The organism is Aliiroseovarius halocynthiae (assembly GCF_007004645.1).
GTDB lineage: Bacteria > Pseudomonadota > Alphaproteobacteria > Rhodobacterales > Rhodobacteraceae > Aliiroseovarius > Aliiroseovarius halocynthiae.
The window spans coordinates 154,548-172,774 of sequence record NZ_ML660022.1 but is presented as its reverse complement, the minus strand read 5'-3'; the positions used below and the strand labels follow the sequence as shown (position 1 = coordinate 172,774).

Annotated in this window: 21 protein-coding genes; 16 read left to right on the top strand and 5 right to left on the bottom strand. The window is 55.7% G+C overall.

Features of this window, described 5'->3' with window-relative positions; genetic code table 11:
- Positions 1–237: EF-Tu C-terminal domain-related protein (locus tag FIL88_RS12395; protein ID WP_456057506.1), on the top strand; the 237-nt coding region annotated here is incomplete at its 5' end.
- 127 nt (positions 238–364) lie between these two features.
- Here the strand turns inward: FIL88_RS12395 and FIL88_RS12390 are convergent.
- A complete protein-coding gene (locus tag FIL88_RS12390) occupies positions 365–982 on the bottom strand; it encodes a DUF3885 domain-containing protein (protein ID WP_142854183.1) in 618 nt (205 codons plus the stop codon).
- A gap of 331 nt (positions 983–1,313) precedes the next feature.
- Here FIL88_RS12390 and FIL88_RS12385 point away from each other — a divergent pair, with 331 nt between their 5' ends.
- The 7 genes from FIL88_RS12385 (at position 1,314) to FIL88_RS12355 (ending at position 4,987) form a co-directional block, all read left to right on the top strand.
- Positions 1,314–1,520 (top strand): cold-shock protein, encoded by a 207-nt coding sequence (locus FIL88_RS12385; protein WP_142854182.1) that lies wholly within the window; start codon positions 1,314–1,316, stop codon positions 1,518–1,520.
- 241 nt (positions 1,521–1,761) lie between these two features.
- A complete protein-coding gene (gene rpsJ, locus FIL88_RS12380) occupies positions 1,762–2,070 on the top strand; it encodes a 30S ribosomal protein S10 (RefSeq protein ID WP_108857566.1) in 309 nt (102 codons plus the stop codon).
- Between the two features lie 14 nt (positions 2,071–2,084).
- On the top strand, positions 2,085–2,810 hold the full coding sequence (gene rplC / locus FIL88_RS12375; RefSeq protein WP_108857565.1) for a 50S ribosomal protein L3: 726 nt from the start codon (positions 2,085–2,087) through the stop codon (positions 2,808–2,810).
- Positions 2,807–3,424, top strand: a complete 618-nt coding sequence (rplD, locus tag FIL88_RS12370; protein WP_142854181.1) for a 50S ribosomal protein L4 — start codon at positions 2,807–2,809, stop codon at positions 3,422–3,424. Before rplC ends, rplD begins: the two co-directional genes overlap by 4 nt.
- Positions 3,421–3,717: a 50S ribosomal protein L23 gene (locus FIL88_RS12365; protein ID WP_142854180.1), complete on the top strand. Its 297-nt coding sequence runs from the start codon at positions 3,421–3,423 to the stop codon at positions 3,715–3,717. The genes rplD and FIL88_RS12365 overlap by 4 nt, the downstream gene beginning before the upstream one ends.
- 96 nt (positions 3,718–3,813) lie before the next feature.
- Complete coding sequence (locus FIL88_RS12360) at positions 3,814–4,149, top strand: zinc ribbon domain-containing protein YjdM (protein WP_142854179.1); 336 nt, start codon at positions 3,814–3,816, stop codon at positions 4,147–4,149.
- A 124-nt stretch (positions 4,150–4,273) separates the two neighbouring features.
- Positions 4,274–4,987, top strand: coding sequence for a L,D-transpeptidase (locus tag FIL88_RS12355; RefSeq protein ID WP_142854178.1), 714 nt, complete (start codon positions 4,274–4,276; stop codon positions 4,985–4,987).
- Positions 4,988–5,062: 75 nt separating this feature from the next.
- Here the strand turns inward: FIL88_RS12355 and FIL88_RS12350 are convergent, their stop codons facing one another.
- A complete protein-coding gene (locus FIL88_RS12350) occupies positions 5,063–5,347 on the bottom strand; it encodes a hypothetical protein (RefSeq protein ID WP_142854177.1) in 285 nt (94 codons plus the stop codon).
- Between the two features lie 404 nt (positions 5,348–5,751).
- On the opposite strand from FIL88_RS12350, the gene FIL88_RS12345 reads away from it, so the two are divergent.
- Complete coding sequence (locus FIL88_RS12345; protein WP_246066709.1) at positions 5,752–6,141, top strand: diacylglycerol kinase; 390 nt, start codon at positions 5,752–5,754, stop codon at positions 6,139–6,141.
- A gap of 16 nt (positions 6,142–6,157) precedes the next feature.
- On the opposite strand, the gene FIL88_RS12340 is transcribed toward FIL88_RS12345, so the two are convergent.
- Both FIL88_RS12340 and FIL88_RS12335 read right to left on the bottom strand, forming a co-directional pair.
- Positions 6,158–6,919 carry a CDP-alcohol phosphatidyltransferase family protein gene (locus FIL88_RS12340; protein ID WP_142854176.1) on the bottom strand — a complete coding sequence of 254 codons (762 nt, stop codon included), beginning with the start codon at positions 6,917–6,919 and terminating at the stop codon, positions 6,158–6,160.
- Positions 6,916–7,608 carry a phosphatidylserine decarboxylase gene (locus FIL88_RS12335; protein WP_142854175.1) on the bottom strand — a complete coding sequence of 231 codons (693 nt, stop codon included), beginning with the start codon at positions 7,606–7,608 and terminating at the stop codon, positions 6,916–6,918. Before FIL88_RS12335 ends, FIL88_RS12340 begins: the two co-directional genes overlap by 4 nt.
- A 176-nt stretch (positions 7,609–7,784) precedes the next feature.
- On the opposite strand from FIL88_RS12335, the gene FIL88_RS12330 reads away from it, so the two are divergent.
- Entirely contained in the window at positions 7,785–9,389 is a 1,605-nt protein-coding gene (locus FIL88_RS12330; protein ID WP_142854174.1) for a sulfatase-like hydrolase/transferase, read from the top strand.
- A complete protein-coding gene (locus tag FIL88_RS12325) occupies positions 9,386–9,973 on the top strand; it encodes a phosphatase PAP2 family protein (RefSeq protein WP_142854173.1) in 588 nt (195 codons plus the stop codon). Before FIL88_RS12330 ends, FIL88_RS12325 begins: the two co-directional genes overlap by 4 nt.
- A gap of 70 nt (positions 9,974–10,043) precedes the next feature.
- On the opposite strand, the gene FIL88_RS12320 is transcribed toward FIL88_RS12325, so the two are convergent.
- On the bottom strand, positions 10,044–11,306 hold the full coding sequence (locus FIL88_RS12320; RefSeq protein WP_246066708.1) for an FAD-dependent monooxygenase: 1,263 nt from the start codon (positions 11,304–11,306) through the stop codon (positions 10,044–10,046).
- 48 nt (positions 11,307–11,354) lie between these two features.
- On the opposite strand from FIL88_RS12320, the gene FIL88_RS12315 reads away from it, so the two are divergent.
- The 5 genes from FIL88_RS12315 to FIL88_RS12295 all read left to right on the top strand — a co-directional run bounded on the left by FIL88_RS12315 (position 11,355) and on the right by FIL88_RS12295 (position 18,166).
- Positions 11,355–12,683: an amidase gene (locus FIL88_RS12315; RefSeq protein WP_246066707.1), complete on the top strand. Its 1,329-nt coding sequence runs from the start codon at positions 11,355–11,357 to the stop codon at positions 12,681–12,683.
- Positions 12,684–12,813: 130 nt separating this feature from the next.
- Positions 12,814–13,995: an aminotransferase class I/II-fold pyridoxal phosphate-dependent enzyme gene (locus tag FIL88_RS12310; RefSeq protein WP_142854172.1), complete on the top strand. Its 1,182-nt coding sequence runs from the start codon at positions 12,814–12,816 to the stop codon at positions 13,993–13,995.
- Positions 13,996–14,007: 12 nt separating this feature from the next.
- Complete coding sequence (locus FIL88_RS12305) at positions 14,008–17,022, top strand: DNA translocase FtsK (RefSeq protein WP_142854171.1); 3,015 nt, start codon at positions 14,008–14,010, stop codon at positions 17,020–17,022.
- Between the two features lie 86 nt (positions 17,023–17,108).
- Positions 17,109–17,456 carry a RidA family protein gene (locus FIL88_RS12300; RefSeq protein ID WP_142854170.1) on the top strand — a complete coding sequence of 116 codons (348 nt, stop codon included), beginning with the start codon at positions 17,109–17,111 and terminating at the stop codon, positions 17,454–17,456.
- Between the two features lie 104 nt (positions 17,457–17,560).
- A complete protein-coding gene (locus FIL88_RS12295; protein ID WP_142854169.1) occupies positions 17,561–18,166 on the top strand; it encodes a LolA family protein in 606 nt (201 codons plus the stop codon).
- Positions 18,167–18,227: the final 61 nt, after the last annotated feature.

The following is an 18,227-nucleotide window of genomic DNA, read 5'->3' as shown; positions in this document are numbered from 1 at the left end:
GGTGGCCGTCACACGCCGTTCTTCGCGAACTACCGTCCGCAGTTCTACTTCCGTACGACTGACGTGACCGGCACGGTTGAACTGCCTGCTGGCACCGAGATGGTGATGCCGGGCGACAACCTGAAGTTCAACGTTGAACTGATCGCTCCGATCGCGATGGAAGAGAAACTGCGCTTCGCGATCCGCGAAGGCGGCCGCACCGTTGGTTCGGGCGTTGTTTCGAAAATCATCTCTTAAGAACGCACCGCGTTCTTAGGGCGGCAGGTGAATGGGCATAGCCAAATCGCCGAAAGCCAAATGATACAGACAAAGAAAGGGCGCCCATGGGGTGCCCTTTTTGCTTTGGGGGGAAAGGGGCAGGAGACTAATTCGCAAAGACTGCGTTCATTTTCTCTCGGTCATAGTCAAGCAGCCAATCATTGAACTGGTTGAAGATTGATTGGGAGAGTGCGCGATTGACGGAAACCAGATCCATTCCGCGATCATCATATGGATGAAGATAGAAGCCCTGATTGGTATCGACGAAATATAGATCTGCATTGGTCGTCGGCTTAATGGCTGACTCTTGTGACAATGTCAGCCACAGCAGTGTATCGATTTCGTCATGGTTGTTAGGCGTATAAGCGACCCAATGAAGATAGTGGGGGACGAACCATTCATCGCCCTTCTTGAATTCACTTCCCTGATATTGAAATCGGTCGCGTGAAAGCCGGTTTTCAAAAAAGACCCGTAAACGCATATATGGGGGGCTGGGTTCTTCAGAATAAAGCGAAGTCAGGACTTGAATTTTGCTTAGATCAGGAAAGAGGACGCGGCTCACAGCTCGAGCCCTGTCATAGGCGCGCGAGAACATGTGAATGCAATTGAGCGATCTTGGCGGACTGAGTTCAAATCGCAGGTCAAATTCGAACTTTCCAAACGGCCCGAAAAGTGGGTAGTCGACTCCAAATTTGGATCTGAATTTGTGCTTAGAATATGCCATGATTGCAGTTAGATAGGATGGTATACACAGGTCAACATGCGTCGGTGTGCCTCTATGCGTGATATGGGGTCGTTTGTTCTACCTTACTGCACTCGACGAAGCTGACAAGTGGCTATTAGCTTGCTGCGCGTTGCCGCAATCAAACGCCTAAGTTCACTCTTCCCAAAGAAACCTATTGCAATTTGTCCTCTAGCCCCCCATGTGAGCCTTGCTAACGTTTTTCTTTTTCGACCAACTGTCTCCTATCTTGGCGCTCAGTCTTTCGATCCAGACCGACCACGCCAGGCCGCTGCACATCCGCGAGCGGCACACCAAATAGGAGACTACGGATATGGCCAATGGCACCGTAAAATGGTTCAACTCAACTAAAGGCTTCGGCTTCATCGCACCTGAAACTGGCGGCAAAGACGTGTTTGTACACATCTCGGCTGTTGAGCGTTCGGGCCTGACCGGTCTGGCTGACGACCAAAAAGTAACATTCGACGTTGAAGCAGGCCGTGACGGCCGCGAGTCGGCGATCAATATCGAACTGGCATAAGCCCTTTCGAAGACAGTTTTGAACGCGGCCCTTACCCAAGGGCCGCGTTTCGCATTTCAGGGTGATTGTGGGTTTTCCCCCTTGCCACATGGATGATCGCCCTGTACTACGCGCGAGTTCGCTCGGCGAATTTATCAGCGGGATTCGGTCCCGCTTTTTGAATTTGTCCGGGGTTCGACGAGGGCAGGGGGAATGAGCTTCCTGTCGTCCTATCAACTTCCTGCCTGAAAGGGCGAATGCTATGACCAGTCAAAACATTCGTATCCGTCTGAAGGCGTTTGACTATCGCGTGCTGGATGCTTCCACACAAGAGATCGTCAACACTGCCAAACGGACCGGTGCAAACGTTCGCGGCCCCATCCCGCTGCCGAACAAGATCGAGAAGTTCACGGTTCTCCGTGGTCCTCACATCGACAAGAAATCCCGCGACCAGTTCGAGATCCGCACGCACAAGCGTCTGCTCGACATCGTCGACCCGACCCCACAGACCGTGGACGCGCTGATGAAGCTCGACCTGGCTGCTGGCGTTGACGTTCAGATCTCGGTCTAAGGAGGGTATCACAGATGCGCTCTGGTATTATCGCGAAAAAAGTGGGCATGACCCGCTTGTTCATGGAAGACGGCAAGCAGATCCCTGTGACCGTTCTTCAACTGGAAAACCTGCAGGTTGTTGCCAACCGTACCGAAGAGACCGACGGTTACACCGCCGTTCAGCTGGGTGCTGGTGAAGCAAAGGCAAAACGCACCTCGAAGCCGATGCGCGGCTATTTCGCCAAAGCTGGCGTTGCCCCCAAGCGCAAGATGGTGGAATTCCGCGTTCCTGCTGAAAACCTGATCGCCGTTGGCGAAGAGATCTCGGCCGAGCACTATGTTGAAGGTCAGAAGGTCGACGTTGCTGGTACGTCTATTGGTAAAGGCTTTGCCGGTGCCATGAAGCGTCACAACTTCGGCGGTCTGCGCGCGACACACGGTGTTTCGATCAGCCACCGTTCGCACGGCTCGACTGGTCAGTGTCAGGATCCCGGTAAGGTTTTCAAAGGCAAGAAAATGGCCGGCCACATGGGTTCGGTTCGTGTGACCACTCAAAACCTGGAAGTCGTGAAGACCGATGCCGATCGTGGCCTGGTGTTCATTAAGGGCGCTGTCCCCGGCTCGAAAGGTGGCTGGGTCACCGTTAAAGACGCCGTGAAAAAGAAGCTGCCCGAGAACGTTCCGTTCCCGGCTGCCCTGAAATCGGCTGCAACCGAAGCACCGGCTGAAGAAGCCCCTGCGGAAGGTGGTGAAGCATGAAACTTGATGTAATCAAACTTGACGGCAAAAAAGCCGGTTCGGTTGACCTGGACGAGGCCCTGTTCGGTCTTGAGCCGCGCGCCGACATTCTGCACCGTGTGGTTCGCTGGCAGCGCAACAATGCGCAGGCTGGTACTCACAAGGTAAAGACACGTTCCGAGGTCAAATACTCGACCAAGAAGATCTATCGCCAAAAAGGTACTGGTGGCGCTCGTCACGGTGCTCGTTCGGCTCCGATCTTCCGTGGTGGTGGTGTTTACAAAGGCCCGGTTGTGCGTTCGCACGGCCACGACCTGACCAAGAAATTCCGCAAACTGGGTCTGAAGCACGCCCTGTCCGCCAAAGCGCAAGCTGGTGAACTGGTTGTGATCGATACTGCTGATGCTGACGGCAAAACTGCTGTTCTCGCCAAAGCGGTTAAGGACCTGGGCTGGAAACGCGCCCTGGTTATCGACGGCGCCGAAGTGAACGAAAAGTTCGCTATGGCGGCTCGTAACATCGAAGGTTTGGATATCCTGCCGTCGATGGGTGCCAACGTCTATGACATCCTGAAGCGTGACACTCTTGTGCTCACCAAAGCAGGTGTCGAAGCTCTGGAGGCTCGCCTGAAATGACCGATAAAGCTGCACTCTATGACGTGATCCGCAAGCCGATCATCACCGAGAAAGCCACCATGGCTTCGGAGAACGGCGCCGTGGTTTTCGAAGTCGCTATCGACTCGAACAAGCCGCAGATCAAAGAAGCTGTTGAAGCCCTGTTTGGTGTGAAGGTGAAAGCCGTCAACACGACCATCACCAAGGGTAAAGTCAAACGCTTCCGCGGTCAGCTGGGCAAGCGTAAAGACGTCAAAAAAGCCTATGTTACCCTGGAAGAGGGCAACACGATCGACGTGTCCACTGGACTGTGATCGACGCTTTCACGACTTGAACAAGGCCTCCGCAAACGCGGGGGCCTTTTTCGTTTGGGGCTGGCGCACCGGCATTCTGGTGCCTATAGGAAGGGGATGACTGAAATGTTGCCAGCATGCCCCGCCTGTGCGTCGGAATTGACCTATGAACTGGGTGCGCTATTGGTTTGCGCTGAATGCGCTCACGAATGGTCGCGAGAGGAATTTGAAGTCTTAGATCAAGTGGTGCGCGACAGCGTTGGAAACGTCTTGATGGATGGAGACACCGTGACGGTGATCAAAGACCTTAAGGTTAAAGGGTCTTCATCAAAAGTTAAGGTTGGTACCAAGGTTCGGGAAATTCGTTTGGTTGTCGGTGATCATGATATCGATTGTAAAATTCCCGGAATTGGCAAGATGGGATTGAAATCAAAGTTTGTTCGAAAAGTATGATGTGGGCGGTGCCGTTGAGAGAGATCCCGAACAGTGGAGTAAGGATTTTGACTCGTCATTGCTCAGAATTGCCGTAACATAATGGTTTTAGAACCGACTCAGTCTGTAACTAGGAAGCACTGCCATGTTGACCCGCCGCCATTTTGTAATCACAACTGCTACGTTGTTTTCTGGCCCAATCAGCTCGCCACTTTGGGCGCAGGATGAAGAGGCACCGGACCTTCCTGCGGTAGAGCAGACTCAGGTAGCCGCCCCAGTCAAAGTCAAGCGCCGTCCGGTTTCAAACCGCGCGATGTGGAACAAGTATGACGCTCGGGTAACCCCGGCGAATTATGACCCTACGACATCGAACCCATGGGGGCTTAAAGAACGTCTGTTACCGCGCATTGTGCAGGCTAATGACGGTCTGAAGCCCGGTGATATTCACGTGGATGCGGTGGCGCGCTACCTTTATCACGTCCGCGACGATGGCACGGCGATGCGCTATGGTGTTGCGATCGGTCGTAGTGGATTGTACGAGCCCGGTGTTTATACCGTGGGCCGAAAGGCTAAGTGGCCGACATGGACTCCGACACCAGACATGATCAAGCGCGAGCCACATAAATACGAGAAATACGAAGATGGTATGGACGGAGGCCCATCGAACCCGCTGGGTGCCCGTGCGATCTATCTGTTTGAAGGGCGCCGTGACACCTATCTGCGAATCCATGGTTCGCCGCAACCGCGCTCGATCGGATCGCGCGCCAGCTCGGGCTGTGTGCGTATGGTGATGGCGCACATCATCGGGCTGTATGATCAGGTCGAAATGGGCGTGACCGCACATCTCTATCCTGCATAACCTTAGGTAAACTGGGTGCTAAACACGAAAACGGGCGGTCCGATCGGGCCGCCCGAACTTATTTCCGAACGGTTGTTAGGCTTCGCGTTTGACGCAAATCGCGCGGCCCTTTTTGTTGCGCAGAGGGATATAGGTGGTTTCAACCGGGCCTTTGTGGCGGTACATCAAACAGCCATCGCGGGCATCTACCCGAATATCACTGACATCTTGCCCCGGCGCTACCGTATCCAACACCTCAGCCGGCAACGTTGCGCGAGACTGCAGGTTCGGGTCGGACACATTCATCGCCGTGCCAGAGGGCGTTACACAACCCGACAGACCAAACGCGGCAGCGCCTGCGAGAATAATTTGGTTCTTCATCACACTCTTCCCAAAATTTTATTGCCGAGAGAATGGGGGATTTTGGAGTGGAAGGAAAGGGGAACTACTTCCGGAAACTGCAGAATGATTGGCGATGCGGAAGGCTTTGGATTATGCAGTACAGCGTCGGAGTTGCGAAGACGTTCTGGCGTCGCAGCATAGCGACAAGAGATAGTTTGGGGACGGTTTGGATGCGCACACGATGCGTACCACGGAGTATAGATGCGGTAGGGGGCTGAACGGCCGGGTAGAACGCGTCGGGCGTTGCGTGATCCCCCCAGCCGGGTGGTTAACACATCTCGCATGATCCACGTACAGACGGCTTCACTTGTGTCGACATTACTAGCCAACTCTCTTAACAAGGTGAGACGAAATTACTTGCGAAACTTTAGGTGCCAGTCCCAATGAGCCAAATGCCAAAAATTCCTAAAAAAGTTACCGGATTTGCGCATTTTCGTGCAGCAGCACGCTACTCTTTTGACGGGTCAAAGGTGCTCTTTGGAGAGGCAGCATTTCGGCAAGAGATTCTGGCTCAGCTAGTAATCCTAGGATTGTTCTGGTTCGTCGGTGTTTCGCCCGTCCACTATGTTGTTACCATCATATTGTTCTTGGTTACATCAGCAGTGGAAGCACTGAATACTTCGTTGGAAGAGATTGTAGACCTCGTTTCACCCGAGTGGTCGCAAAGAGCCAAGAACGCGAAGGATCTAGGCTCATTCGCTGTGCTATGCTTGCTCTGTTCAAACGGATTCTATGTTGCCTTTGCGCTTGCGACAACGCTGGGCTTGTTCTGAGGTACAGAAGCTCGGGCTATTTTTCCTGAACGTCTGTAGCATCTTTCGCACATCTGTCTTTAATCCGCCGCGCGAATATTGGCAGAGAAACCAGATAGATGGCGGAAAAGATCGTCAATGTCTCCCAGGGGAAGACCAGCATCAACGCAAATACTCCCGAGATCGCGACCATAAAATGGGATTGTCGCTTGTGAGGAATGCTCAGAGATTTCAGCGACACTGTGGGTATGCGGGAAACTGCAAGGTATCCGCAGAAGAAAAGAAATAATGTCGTTAGGATGGGGTGGTTTTTTCCAAATTCCCAACCTAGCAGCTGCAGATAGACGGGTGTTAGGCACAGCATAGCAAGGAGCGGCGCGGGGACACCTTCGAAGTAGTCAGTGTCTGAAGACTGCTGAGACGAATTGAACCGAGCCAGCCGATAGGCGCAGCAGACGCCAATAAACATCACAGCCACCCAGCTGAGATTTGCGTATTCCGAACCCAAAAACACTGACAAATAGATGATGAGACCTGGGGCGACTCCGAAGTTGAAAAAATCAGCCAAAGAATCTAGCTGTGCGCCGATCTCTGACTGGCTTTGTAGTGCACGCGCCAGACGTCCATCCAAGCCGTCCAGAACCATGGCGACCACCAAAGCGATCACGGCCAACTCATGCCGATCGCTCAATGCCAACCGGATTGACGACATGCCTGTACAAATTGAAAGAAGCGTCACGAGATTTGGCAGCAATGACCAATAATTCAGCTGGATCTGGGGGCGTTCCCTCTCGTTCATTTCGAAACCCCTAGATGTGCGACCGCGTCGGGGCGAAGGTCAGCTAAAACAGTTTCGCCAGCAATTGTTGTCTGCCCCAAGGATACTTGAAGCGTGGCACCTTTGGGGAGATAGACGTCAAGTCGGCTTCCAAACCGGATTAAGCCAAACCGATCACCCGCGCTAACAGGCATTCCGGCGTGAGCGAAACAAACAATGCGGCGTGCAACCAACCCAGCAATCTGTGTGATACCGACTTTCACGCCGTCCGAGCGCTCGATCGTGATCGAGTTCCGCTCGTTATGCTCACTGGCTTTATCCAAGGATGCGTTAAGAAACTTTCCATGATGATAGGTGATGTTTTGCACGACACCATCAATGCATGCGCGGTTTACATGGCAATTGAATACGTCCATGAACACTGACACCCGTGTCAGCGCCCCATCGCCTAGCCCCATTTCTTTTGGTGGCACCACATCTTGGATCAGGGAAACGACCCCGTCTGCGGGTGAAATCACATAGTTAGGATTCTGTGGCACGACTCGCTTAGGATCGCGGAAGAAATAGTAGCACCAGATAGTCAGAGCCAGACCTAGCCAAAACAGCGGCGCCCATACCCAAGTCAATATCGCTGTGATCACTGCAAAGATAGCAACAAACTTCCGACCTTCGCGATGCATAGGGATTATGACAGCGTCGAGAACATTCATACCTGAAACTCCAAATTTGGGCGAGCATGGCTGACAAGCTTAGTGACATCAGCGCAACGGGGTTGTAGAGACGTCACATAAATCACCGGATTTTACGCGAGCTTCAAGCACTTTGAGGTGTCTCGGCCGTGGAGCAAACAGATTGCGAGCAGAAAGACGTGCCGTTGACTAGGAACATGAAGCGCCAAACCTCTTGGAAACTCGGACTATTTACGGCCATCGCGCTCTATTCACTCATTAACATGGCCTTGTTCCAAGGTCCGGTTCTAAGCGTCATTTTGACTGCCATAGAACTGGGTACATATGACGGGAAATTGCTGCTGACTTCAACGCAGATCCTGCAATTCCTTGTGATGTGCATCGTTCTATTCTTGCTATCGATCTTTTCGGTTCGCTTGATGAAAGGGTTTATGTCCCTCAACCTTGTGGTGAATGCTGCCGCGCTGTACTACATGAATTCCTATGCGATCGTGTTGGATCGTACAATGATTGGGAATATCCTAAACACCGATCAAGGTGAGGCATCCCAGCTTTGGCATCCGGGACTTCTATTGTATTTGATTCCCGCGATCGTCGCTGCAATCCTTCTATTATGGTTCATACCAGTGCGGAAACCTGGTGTTGTGGCGCGCATAATGGGTTTTGTCGCCAGCTTCGCTTTGTTGGTCACTTGGGCGTTTTCCACGGCGACCACATGGTTTTGGTACGATCTTCACGGTGAGAGCATGGGGTCGCGTGTGCTGCCGTGGTCTTACGTCGTGAATGCGGCCCGCTATGCCAATCAGCAAGCCTTGCGCAACCGCGAGCAAGTCCTTTTGCCCGACGGAGAATTTGACGCTGTGGTCCCAGCCGGTCAGAAGGACGTCGTGATCTTGGTGATCGGCGAAGCCGCACGCGCGGATCACTTCGCGCACTACGGGTATGGAAAAGACACCAACCCGTATACGAAAGACACGGATATCGCCGTTCTTCCTATGGGGGAAAGCTGTGCGACGTACACAATTGCGGCACTGGCCTGTATGTTGACTCATGAAGGAAATGCCGCGTCGGCCCGTACAGTTCACGAGCCGATCCAAAGCTATCTGACGCGCCATGGTGTGCATACCGAGTTCCGGTCGAACAATTTTGGCGAGCCGCCTATTGAGGTCGACAATTATATCAAAGCGTATGATCTCGTGGCCGACTGTACCGGTGCGGATTGCCCGGACCCGAAGTTGGACGAGTCGTTGCTCTGGGAACTGCCAGAGCTTATTCAATCGACCAAGGCAGATCGTCTGTTTATCACGCTTCACCAGACCGGCAGTCACGGCCCTGCTTACTATTCGAAATATTCGCCTGAATTCGGTGTGTTCCAACCGGTGTGTGACACCGTACAGATCGCGAAATGCTCAGAGGAAGAGCTGCATAACGCATATGATAACACGCTGGTATACAACGATTATCTTCTCGCTGAATTAGTGAAAGAGCTAGCGGATATTCCTGACACCCGCACAGCCATGATCTTTGTTGGGGATCACGGCCAGTCATTAGGCGAAAATGGGCTGTATCTGCATGGAGCACCCATATCGGTTGCCCCGCCCGAGCAGCGTCTGATCCCATTCTATGTCTGGATGTCGGAAGGGTTTAAAGCCAGTCGTGGGCTGGATAATGACATGATCATGCGTGACAAGATCAATCCCCATGATCTGGTCTTTCATTCGATCCTTGGGGCGTTTGGCTTGACGATGGATGCCTATCTTCCTGAACGGGATCTGTTCAATCTACCAAAGGACGCATCATGACATTTCGCGAAATTTTCCAGTCAGCGGGCGCGGTGCTGCACGCCTATCCCATAAGATTCGCACTGGTCATGATGCTGATTTTGGCGTCGATGTTCTATCCAACCAATCTGGAGCGTGATTATCAGCCGTTAAAAAACGGACATGAAATCACGCATGTCGTCGCGATCGAGGATTATGGCCGCCACCTGAACAGTATTGTGCCGCTGGCAATTGCTTTGGTCAGCCGGGATGTGGTCGGGTTGAAGCAGATTCTTGTGGTGACTGTTGCAGGTATTGTGGCCACCCATGGTCCCAAACGAATGCTAAATGATGTCACCATTCAGGGAACACGGCTTGGCCAAAGGCCCATTAGCCCCGACAGTCAGCACAATACTCCATCGGGCCATTCGGCGCTGGCAGCATCTGGCGCCATGATTATGCTTCGGCGCTATAGCATCTGGTTGGGTATGCTTGGGTTAGTTGTAACCTTTTTGACTATGTATGGTCGGTACATGCTCGACAAGCATACGGTGTCGGCAACAATTGCAGGTACTTTGATCGGCGGGACGATTGCTGTCTTGTTCGTTACCAAACGACAACATTAAGCCATTCTGATTGATTGGCGGGTGCCAAATGCGCCTTTCCGCAGTCAACTCAGCGACAAGCAGCAGGCGATCAGATTTGGCGGCCTTGCAGCAAGCGTGGCAGATCCCCGGTCAGGCCCGCAGCTTCGCGGATGAAGTTGCGGCGCAGGCCGGGCATGGCGTTGACCGCGCCTAACCCGATATCGCGCGCCACGCGAAGGATCGGATTGTCGTTCGAGAACAAGCGGTTGGTGGCTTCCGTCATCATCACCATCTGTGACACGTCCCAGCGACGCCACTGTTGATAGCGTTCCAGAACGTCCAGACGGCCAATGTCCTCACCACGACGGCGGGCAAGCGTCAGAACCTCGGCCAGTGCGGCCACGTCTTTCAGACCTGCGTTCAACCCTTGCCCCGCGATCGGGTGCATCCCGTGGGCGGCATCCCCCACCAGCGCCAGACGATCCGCAACAAAGCTGTTCGCGACCGTCAGGTTCAGTGGGTAGGTGAAACGCTTTCCGGCTAGGCTGATGTCACCCAGGAACGAGCCGAAACGCGGGCGCAGCTCTTCCAGATAGCCGTTGTCGTCAAGCGCGTGAATGCGCGCGGCTTCGTCATGGGTTTCGGTCCAGACGATCGAGCATTGGTTGCCCGGAAGTGGCAGGATCGCCAAGGGACCGGAGGGCATGAAAAATTGATGTGCGGCACCGTTATGGGGCAACTTGTGATCAATGGCGCAGACCAACGAGGTTTGTCCGTAATTATGCCCATGCCGATTGATGCCAGCGCGTTCGCCGGTGCCGGATTTGCGCCCATCGCAGCCCACGACCATGCGCCCCGTCAGGCGCTTGCCCGAGGCCAGTTCCAATGTGACCGAGGCAGGTTCGATCACCTGATCCAGCACTGTATCCTGATCAATCAGTGTGACATTCGGGTGCGCTTCGACGGCATCTAGAAAGGCGCGGGACAGGAAGCGATCCTCGACCATGTATCCCATCGGGCCTTCATCGATCTCGGCGTGGTCGAATTCCAACACGAACGGGCCGGGGCCTTCGCCGGGGCGACCGTCAGAGATACGGATATCCAGAAGCGGCTGCGCGTGTTCGGCCACTTTCGGCCAGACACCAAGCGCTGCCAGTAGGCGCTGCGATGCCAGCGCCAGCGCATAGCCGCGCCCATCGAAATCGTCGCCCCCGCGCGCCCCTTTTGGCAGTGCATCGACCACGGTGACTTTGAACCCAGTGTCCCCAAGGGCCAGTGCAAGGGCGGGTCCGTTCAGACCTCCGCCCACGATCAGGATATCGGCATCATATGTCATACCCTCTTTCTGCCCCCGCTGTTTGGGATTGTCCATGCGTCGTCCTGTCGTTACCGTCATTCAAACACGGAAAAGGGGGCTGGGATGAGCAACGCGTGGCTGACCATGAGCATGGCCGATCTGGGCCGGGGCATTGCAAAGGGCGACATCGACCCGGTGGACCTGACGCGCACCTATTTGGACGCGATCAAAGCGCATCCATTCGGCGATCGCATCTATGCCCGTTTGACGGAAACCCGCGCCATGTCCGAGGCCCGTGCAGCATCGGAACGTGCCAAGTCCGGCCACCGCCTTGGGCCGCTGGACGGCGTGCCGATCAGTTGGAAAGACCTGTTTGATACGGCGGGTATCGCAACCGAATCCGGGTCTGCCCTGTTGAAAGACCGTGTGCCGGATCAGGATGCCGAGGTGCTGCGCAATGCCACCGCCGCCGGGCTGATCTGTCTGGGCAAGACGCATATGAGCGAGCTGGCTTTTTCTGGTTTGGGTTTAAACCCGGTTACTGCGACAAGCCCTTGTGTGAATGACCACGACGCCGTGTCGGGGGGCAGTTCATCCGGGGCGGCAACCTCCGTCGCGTTCAACCTTGCCCCGTGCGGGATCGGGTCTGACACCGGCGGGTCAGTGCGGATTCCATCAGCATGGAATGATCTTGTCGGGCTGAAAACGACCTCGGGTCGTGTATCTTTGAATGGAACCGTGCCGTTGGCGGCGCATTTCGACACGGTTGGCCCCCTGTGCCGCACGGTCGAAGATGCCGCCCTGATGCTGGCTGCGCTAGAGGGCGGTACGCCCGCCGATTTGCGCGGTGCGTCCCTGAAAGGCACGCGGCTTTTGGTGCTTGAAAACGGGTTCGAAGGCTGCCGGGACGAACCTTTGGCCGGGTTTGACAGCGCGTTGGGCCGGGTGATGGATGGCGGCGCGACGGTCGACCGTCTGCACTTGCCCATCGTTGATGAAGCCCTTGCCATGTCCGGCGTGTTGTTCACCACCGAAGCCTATGCCACGTGGCGTGATGCGATTAACGCGCAGCCCGACCTGATGTTCACTGAAATCCGCGAACGCTTTATGGCCGGCGCATCATTCTCGGGTGCGGATTATGTGGCGGCGTGGCAGCGTCTGGACCAAATCCGCGCGGAATACCTGCGGGAAACTGCCGGATATGACGCGGTTGTTTTGCCAACCTCGGCAATTATGCCACCGAATGTCGACCGCTTGCTGTCGGACCACGATTATTATGTCGAAGAAAATCTGTGGGCGCTACGCAACACGCGGATTGGTAACTTGCTTGGCCTGTGCGGGCTAAGCCTGCCAACGGGGCTTGGGTCGACTGGGTTTATGCTGTTGGGCGCACCGATGGACGAAGAACGTTTGCTGCGTCTTGGGGCCGCTTGCGAAGCCGTGTTGTCCTAAAAGCCACAGGCGGATCGCCCAAGCGTCGATTTTTACGGCGAATTTCTGGACCAGCCGAGTTTTGCAAGCTATCCTCGACCGTAACGGGGCGACATGACCCCGAAAACTGAGGCAGTATAAAGACGTTCCAATGACGTTTCCCGAGCGGTATTCCGGCTTGCCCGAGTATGCATTCCCGCGTTTGCGGACCCTTCTCGACGCTCATGCGCCGGGCGGAGAAGTCATGCATATGACGATTGGCGAACCCAAGCACCCGTTTCCGAACTGGGTGCCTGAAGTGCTGGCCCAAGCCGTTGATGGATTTGCGAAATATCCGCCCAATGACGGCGCGCCCGAGCTGCTGGACGCGATTTCCGGTTGGCTGGATCGACGCTATGGTGTGGATGTTCCGCAGAATCAGATCATGGCGCTGAACGGAACCCGCGAAGGGTTGTTCAACGCGTTGATTGCGCTTTGCCCGGAACAGACGGCACGTGGTGAGAAGCCCGTCGTGCTGATCCCGAACCCGTTCTATCAGGTTTATGCGGTTGCCGCCGTAACGGTTGGCGCAGAACCCGTATTCCTGCCTGCAACGGCGGAAAATCACTTTCTGCCCGACTATTCGCAGCTGTCGCCCGAGATCCTGAACCGCACAGAGGTCGCTTTCATCTGTTCGCCCACCAACCCGCAGGGTGCCGTGGCGGATCGCGATTACTGGGCCAACCTGATCGCGCTGGCCGAGAAGTATGATTTCAAGATCTTCGCGGATGAATGTTATTCCGAGATCTATCGCGACACGCCACCGCCCGGTGCGCTTGAGGTCGCCCGTGAAGGCGGTGCAGACCCCGAACGTGTGACGATCTTCCATTCGCTTTCCAAGCGTTCGAACCTGCCCGGCCTGCGCTCTGGCTTTGTGGCGGGTGGTCCGGAAAGCATCAAACGGGTGCGCCAGCTGCGTGCCTATGCTGGGGCGCCGCTGCCCTTGCCCTTGCAGCGCGTGGCCGAGCGCGCATGGACCGACGAGGCACATGTGGCCGAAAACCGCGCGTTGTACCAAGAGAAGTACCAGATCGCGGATCAGATTTTTGCGGGCATTCCGGGCTATAGAGCGCCGGAAGCCGGCTTTTTCCTGTGGCTTCCCGTCGAAGACGGCGAAGAGGCTGCAATGAAACTGTGGCTTGATACGGGCGTGCGGGTATTGCCCGGCGCGTATCTGTCGCGGGATGTGAATGAAGAAAACCCCGGCAAGGGGTTCATCAGGGTCGCCTTGGTGGCCCCAAAAGAAGACATGACGCGCGGGCTGATCCAGATCCGCGACTGTCTGTATAAGTAAGGACGAGGTGGCATGGCGTATCAGGCGAAACAACGGGATCCGATCTTTGACAGCACCACGCAAGCGGTGCTGGAACGGCGCGGGAAAGAGCTTTTGGGCATTGGCCTAATCGCCCTTGGCATCATCATTGCGCTGATCCTTGGCAGTTATTCGCCCGAAGATCCGGGTTGGATGTCGGCCACCGATACGCCCGCGCAGAATGCTTTGGGCCGGTTCGGAGCGTTTATAGCATCACCCCTGTCAGTGATCGCCGGTCTTGGATCATGGGCGCTGCCTTTGGTTTTGGTGGTCTGGGGTCTGCGCATGACCTTCCATTTCGGGGAAGAGCGCGCCGTTGGACGCCTGATCTTCGCCCCGATCGCTGTGGCGCTGTGTTCGGTCTATGCATCGACTTTGGTGCCTGGCGCGGGCTGGACGCATTCTTTTGGTCTGGGTGGACTGTTTGGCGATACCGTATTGGGTGCGCTTTTGGCGGCACTTCCGGTCAGCGCAGGCGCTGGGCTGAAAGTCATGTCAGCCCTCGCTGCCCTTGCTGCCTTGACTGCAACTTTGTTCGTCCTTGGCCTGGATAAGCCCGAGGTGAAACGCATCGGTCAGTTCCTCGTGGTTGGCGTTGTGATGACCTATGCAGGGATTGTGTCGCTGCTGGGAAAAAGCGCGAAAGGGGCTGCCATTGGTGCAGCCGCCACTGCCCGCCATATGCAGGCACGTCATGCGGCCCGCAAGGAACAGCAGCTTGCGCAGGACGATGCGGAAGAGCTGTTCGAGGAAGAGTTCTCGGCCCCGCCGCCGCTTCGCACCGCACGCGTGTTGCGCCCTGAACCGCCAATGCATGCCGAACCAGAGATCTTCGCACAGGAAGAGCTTGCGGCCGCTCCGGCCCCGCAAAAACAGGGCCTGCTGGCATCACTGATGCGCCGCAATGTCGAACCCGAGCCCGAGCTGGTCGAACCTGCCTTCTTTGAAGGAGAGATCCCGGAAGAGCTGGGCGGTGAAGATCGTATTCGTGCCAAAATCGCTTCGGCCTTGAAGAACCGGTCGCGTCAAGCGCCGATCGCCAACCCGATGCGCGCCGAGCCACCGCTGGAACGTGCTGTGTCGCGTCACCGTCGCAGCCCGGATCCGATGATTTTGGATACCTCGACACCGGCCGAGCCGGATATGACTGTGCCGATGGAAGATCCCGCGATGGACATCTATGCCGATCCCTATGCGGCGCCTTTGGCAGAAGCCCCCATGGTCGAGGCACCTATGATGGACGCCCCGATGGCTGCGCATATGATGGACGAGACCCCTTTGGCCGCCCAGCCTGAAGACAACGATCTGATCGTTGAAGACCTGATGGCCCCAGCAGTGGAACCCGAAGCACGCGTGTACACACCTCAGCATTCTGGCTTTACCCAGCCAGCTAAAAAGGTTGTGCAGCATCCTCCGAAGAAACCCGTTCAGCCGTCGACCCGCGCGAAGGCCGAGGCGCAACCCGCGCTGAAGTTCGAGGATGCACATCCGGGGTATGAATTGCCGCCGCTGAACCTGCTGGCCAACCCCGCATCCATCGAGCGTCACGTTCTGTCGGACGAAGCGCTGGAAGAAAATGCGCGGATGTTGGAAGTCGTGCTGGATGATTATGGCGTGAAGGGCGAGATCGTCTCGGTTCGCCCGGGTCCCGTCGTCACCATGTATGAACTTGAGCCCGCGCCGGGCTTGAAAGCCAGCCGTGTGATCGGTCTGGCGGATGACATCGCACGCTCGATGTCGGCCCTGTCGGCCCGCGTGTCGACTGTACCCGGCCGCTCGGTCATTGGGATCGAACTGCCCAACGAAAAGCGCGAAATGGTGTCCTTCCGCGAAATCCTGTCGACCCGTGATTTCGGCGATGGCAATCAGCGCCTGCCGTTGGCGCTGGGCAAAGACATTGGCGGTGAACCTGTCGTTGCGAACCTTGCCAAGATGCCTCACCTGTTGATCGCAGGGACGACCGGATCGGGTAAATCCGTGGCCATCAACACCATGATCATGTCGCTGCTTTACAAGCTGACGCCAGAAGATTGTCGGATGATCATGATCGACCCTAAGATGCTGGAACTGTCCGTCTATGACGGCATTCCGCACCTATTGTCGCCCGTTGTGACCGACCCGAAGAAGGCTGTTGTTGCCCTGAAATGGGTCGTGGGCGAAATGGAGGAGCGTTATCGCAAGATGTCCAAGATGGGCGTGCGAAACATCGAAGGTTATAACAGCCGCGTGGCGGATACGCTGGCCAAAGGCGAGATGTTCGAACGCACCGTGCAGACGGGTTTTGACGACGATACCGGCGAACCAATCTTTGAGACCGAGGAATTCGCCCCAGAAAAGCTGCCCTTCATCGTCGTCGTGGTCGACGAAATGGCCGACCTGATGATGGTTGCCGGCAAAGAGATTGAGGCCTGCATCCAGCGTCTGGCCCAGATGGCGCGTGCCTCGGGCATTCACATCATCATGGCCACGCAGCGTCCGTCGGTTGACGTGATCACCGGTACGATCAAGGCGAACTTCCCGACCCGGATTTCGTTCCAAGTGACCTCGAAAGTCGACAGCCGCACCATTCTGGGTGAACAGGGGGCTGAGCAGCTTCTGGGCATGGGCGACATGCTCTACATGGCGGGCGGCTCGAAAATCACTCGTGTGCACGGCCCGTTCGTGTCGGACGAGGAAGTCGAAGAAATCGTCAGCTATCTGAAAAGCTTCGGCCCGCCAGAATATGTGGGCGGCGTGTCCGATGGTCCGGCGGAAGACAAAGCCGACAATATCGATGCGGTTCTGGGGTTGAATACCGGTGGCAACACCAATGGCGAAGATGCGCTTTATGATCAGGCCGTTGCGATTGTGGTCAAGGACCGCAAATGCTCGACATCCTATATCCAGCGCAAACTGGGCATCGGGTATAACAAGGCCGCACGTCTTGTAGAACAGATGGAGGATGAAGGTCTTGTTTCCGCGTCAAACCATGTCGGAAAACGTGAAATCCTGATCCCCGAACAGCAGTAAACAAATTCCGGACAACGATCCGGTCTGCGGCGTCCCATGCGGGGCGCCGTCAACCTTCAACGACAATAAAAAACTGAGGCAAACTAATGATTCAACGTCGTCACACGACCGACCGAATGAGCCAAAGCGTCACGCATAAAAGTGTCGTCTATCTGGCTGGACAGGTTGGCACCCCCGGCAACAGCGTGGCTGAACAGACCCGCGAATGTCTGGAGCAGGTCGAAAAGCTTCTGGACGAAGCAGGTTCGTCCACAAAGCACATGTTGCAAGCGATTATCTGGATGGCTGACATGAAAGATTTCGCCGAAATGAATAAGGTCTGGGACGCTTGGGTGCCCAAAGGCCACGCGCCCGCTCGCGCGACCGGTTCCGCGGATCTGGCAACGCCGGATCACAAGGTGGAAGTGATCGTGACCGCAGCGGTTATCGAGTAACATCGGCGCTTGAAAAGCGCGTTATCGCCTATCACCTACTGTTCGGGCTTAAACTTCTCCCATCAAACGGGATAGAGTACGCCCGAGCAGTAAAGGTAGGATAGATGACCCCCTTGCGTATGACTTTCGCCGCATTGGCCTTGATGGCCACGGCACTTCCGGCTCAGGCCGAAAAAATCAGCCTGAATGCGATTTCGAATTATCTGAACAAGTTGACCACTGCGAAATCGCAGTTCACGCAGATCAATGATGACGGAACGATTTCGACCGGCACGATCTATTTGAAACGACCGGGCCGCGCACGGTTTGAATACAACCCGCCGCTGGATGCGTTGGTTGTCGCTGGCGGATCGCAAGTTGCGATCTTTGACGGAAAATCCAATGCCGGCCCGCAGCAGTACCCGCTGAAACGCACACCGCTGAATCTGATTCTGGCGCGCAACGTGGACCTTAGTCGGGCCAAGATGGTCGTGGGCCACAACTATGATGGGACCGCAACGACGGTTGTTGCGCAAGATCCGGATAACCCCGAGGTCGGCACGATCGAGCTGAAATTCACGGCCAACCCGACCGAGCTGCGCCAGTGGGTGATTACTGACAATGCCGGATCAAAGACCACTGTGTTGTTGGGTGAGCTTGAGAAGGGCGGCGCGCTCAGATCCTCGCTGTTTTCGATCACGTCTGCAATCTCGCAACGCGAGCGTCGCTAAAGCGTTTATAGATGAGCTTGAGCCGCAAGTAAGCCTGACCCGGGGAAGCCGGGTCAGGTGT